The organism is Streptomyces sp. NPDC058685 (assembly GCF_042714725.1).
Classification (GTDB): Bacteria; Actinomycetota; Actinomycetes; order Streptomycetales; family Streptomycetaceae; genus Streptomyces.
The window spans coordinates 178,045-181,418 of the sequence record NZ_JBHXSL010000009.1 but is presented as its reverse complement, the minus strand read 5'-3'; the positions used below and the strand labels follow the sequence as shown (position 1 = coordinate 181,418).

The window sequence follows — 3,374 nt, the reverse complement described above, 5'->3', positions numbered from 1 at the left end:
TTAAACTCCTGGGCGGGGTCCGAGGACCAGTAGGTCCAGACGCCGACGCGGGGGTGGCATCTCGCGCCCGCCCGCGACGCAGTTCCCTGACGCCCTCCTCGATACGCGTCAGCTGGACCCGCAGTTCCGGCACGTCGCTCGGTCCGCTCCGGCCGAGCTCCGACTCGATGGCGCTCAGCCGGCCGGCGATCGTGTCCAGCTGCTCCTGCTCCGTGGCCAGCATCCGCTCCAACTGGCGGGTCTTGCGGTGCAGTTCGAGGAAGACGCTCACCTTCGCCCGCAGCACCCACGGGTCGAACGGCTTCGTCATGAAGTCCGCGGCCCCCGTGGCGTATCCGCGGAAGGCGTAGCTGCTGTCGGCCTCCACCCCGGTCAGAAAGATGATCGGGACGTCCTTCGTCTGGTCCAGCCGCTTGATGTTCGAGGCGGTCTCGAAGCCGTCCATGCCCGGCATCCGGACATCGAGGAGGATCACCGCGAACTGCTGCCGCAGCAGCGCCTTCATCGCCTCCTCCCCGGAACGGGCCCTCACCATCGGCTCGTTCAGGGCTCCGAGCACTGCTTCGAGAGCGACAAGGTTGTCGTCCATGTCGTCCACGAGCAGGATGCTCGCGCGATCCGCGGGTGCCTGTGCGCTCATGGTGTCTGCCTCACGTGATGGTCGGCGAAGTGGCCGGCTCTCCTTCGCCGTCCTGCTGCGCCGGTACAGCGGAATCCCCCTCCGGCGGTCCCGCGGACACCGGCGGCCCGGCCGGCGGCTCGCTCTCGGGGTCCAGGAGGGCACAGACGACCGTCAGCAGCCGGTCGACGTCCACGGGTTTCGGTACGTACTCGTTGGCGCCCTGCGCGATGGACTTCTCGCGGTCCCCGGGCATCGCCTTCGCGGTCAGCGCCACGATCGGCAGATCGGTCCACAGCGGGCTGCGGCGGATCGCCTCGATCGTCTCGTAGCCGTCCATCTCGGGCATCATGATGTCCATCAGGACCAGTTCGACATCGGGATTGCGCTCCAGTGTCTCGATGCCCTCGCGGCCGTTCTCCGCGTAGAGCACGGGCATGCCCACGCGGCCCAGCACATGGGTGAGGGCGAAGACGTTGCGGATGTCGTCGTCGACGATCAGCACCCGGCGGCCCGCCAGGATCGCGCCCGCGCTGCCCGACTTCCACTCCTCCAGCTTGGTCGTCGTCGGCCAGCCGTCGTCCAGCTCCGGACGCGGCAGATGGTCGGTGTGATGGCGCTCGGGCGCGGACAGCGGCAGCGTCCGCAGATCCTGGACCGTGTGGCCGTGCCGCAGGTCGTCGTTCTCCGCAGCGATATGCCCCGGGTAGAGCACGGGCGCGTACAGCGTGAAGGTGGAGCCGGCGCCCGGCTCGCTCTCGGCGATGATGCGCCCGCCGAGAAGCCCCGCGATCTCGCGGCTGATGGACAGACCGAGGCCCGTGCCGCCGTACTTGCGGTTGGTGGTGCCGTCGGCCTGCTGGAACGCCTCGAAGATCACCGGGAGTTTCTCCGCCGCGATCCCGATGCCGGTGTCCGTGACGGCGAAGGCGATCAGGTCCTCCGCATCCTTGACCAGGGTGTGGTCCGGGTCCTTGATGCGGTTGACGCGCAGTTCGACGCGGCCGGACGAGGTGAACTTGATGGCGTTGGACAGCAGATTGCGCAGGATCTGCTGGAGCCGCTGCTCGTCGGAGTACATCTCGCGCGGCACGTCCTCGCCGACCGCCACCTCGAAGGCCAGTCCGCGGTCCAGCGTGATCGGCCTGAAGGTGGCGTGCACATAGTCGAGCAGCTTGATCAGCGGGAGCTTCTTCGGCCGGACGTCCATACGGCCTGCCTCGATCTTCGACAGGTCGAGGATGTCGTTGATCAGCTGGAGCAGGTCGGAGCCCGACCGGTGGATCGTCGTCGCGAACTGCACCTCCTGGTCGGAGAGACGGCCGTCCGGGTTGTCGGACAGCAGCCGCGCGAGGATGAGCAGGGAGTTCAGCGGCGTGCGCAGTTCGTGCGACATGTTCGCCAGGAACTCCGACTTGTACTGGGACGAGGTGGCCAGCAGGGCGGCCTTCTCCTCCAGCTCCGCGTTGGAGCGCTGGAGTTCGGCCTGCTGCCGCTGGAGTTCGTCGGAGCGCTCCTGGAGCTGGACGGCCAGGCGCTGGGACTCGCCGAGCAGCGACTCCGTACGGGAGTTGGCGATGATGGTGTTGATCGCGACCCCGATGGTGTTCACGAACTGGTCGAAGAAGGCCAGGTGGACGTCGGAGAAGCGGGAGAACGAGGCGAGCTCGATCACGCCGAGCAGCTTGTCCTCGAAGAGGATCGGGATGATGACGACGCTGGCCGGGGACGCCTCGCCCAGCCCTGAGTTGATCTTGATGTAGTCCGGCGGCGCCTCCTCCAGCAGGATCCGCTTCTTCTCCAGAGCCGCCTGCCGCACCAGGCCGTGACCCGGCATGCCCGTGGTGTCGATGGTGGCCGACTGGGCGGAGCCGTAGCCGGCGATGAAGGCCAGGCCCTTGGTGGTGGACGTCGTACGGGCCGGGGTGCCGTCGGCGTCCGGGTCGGCCAGGAAGAAGGCGCCGTACTGGGCGTTCACCAGCGGGGTCAGCTCGCGCAGAATCAGGTCGGCGACCTCCATCAGGTCGCGGTGCCCCTGCATCAGACCGGCCAGACGGGCGAGGTTCGACTCCAGCCAGTCCTTGGCCCGGGTGGTCTCCCGGAGGTTGGACACCATCAGGTTGATGTTGTCCTTGAGTTCGGAGACCTCGCCGCGGGTCTCCACGGTGATGGAGCGGGACATGTCGCCCTGGGCCACCGCGGACGCCACCTCGGCGATCGCGCGGACCTGGGTGGTGAGATTGAGCGCCAGTTCGTTCACATTGGTCGTCAGGCGCTTCCAGGTGCCGTACACGCCCTCGACCCTCGCCTGGCCGCCCAACTGGCCCTCGGAGCCCACCTCGCGGGCCACCCGGGTCACCTCGGAGGAGAACGAGGAGAGCGTGTCGACCATGGTGTTGATGGTGGTCTTCAGCTCCAGGATCTCGCCGCGGGCGTCCACGTCGATCTTCTTCGACAGGTCGCCCTGTGCCACGGCCGTCGCCACCTGGGCGATGTTCCGCACCTGCGAGGTGAGGTTGTCGGCCATGTAGTTGACGTTGTCGGTGAGGTCCTTCCACAGGCCGGTGACGCCGAGCACCTGGGCGCGGCCGCCGAGTCTGCCGTCCGTGCCGACCTCGCGGGCGACGCGGGTCACCTCGTCGGCGAATGCCCGCAGCTGGTCCACCATCGTGTTGACGGTGTCCTTGAGTTCGAGGATCTCGCCGCGGGCGTCGACGGTGATCTTCTTGGACAGGTCGCCGTTGGCGACGGCGGT

The 3,374-nt window shown here is 67.9% G+C and carries 2 protein-coding genes; both read right to left on the bottom strand.

Annotated elements, in window-relative coordinates; translation table 11 throughout:
• Positions 1–640, bottom strand: a 640-nt coding sequence (locus tag ACFWU3_RS11610; RefSeq protein WP_384434717.1) for a two-component system response regulator, incomplete at its 3' end; no start/stop codon positions are given.
• 10 nt (positions 641–650) lie between these two features.
• Positions 651–3,374 (bottom strand): ATP-binding protein (locus tag ACFWU3_RS11605; protein ID WP_384434714.1); only part of this gene is annotated, 2,724 nt, incomplete at its 5' end.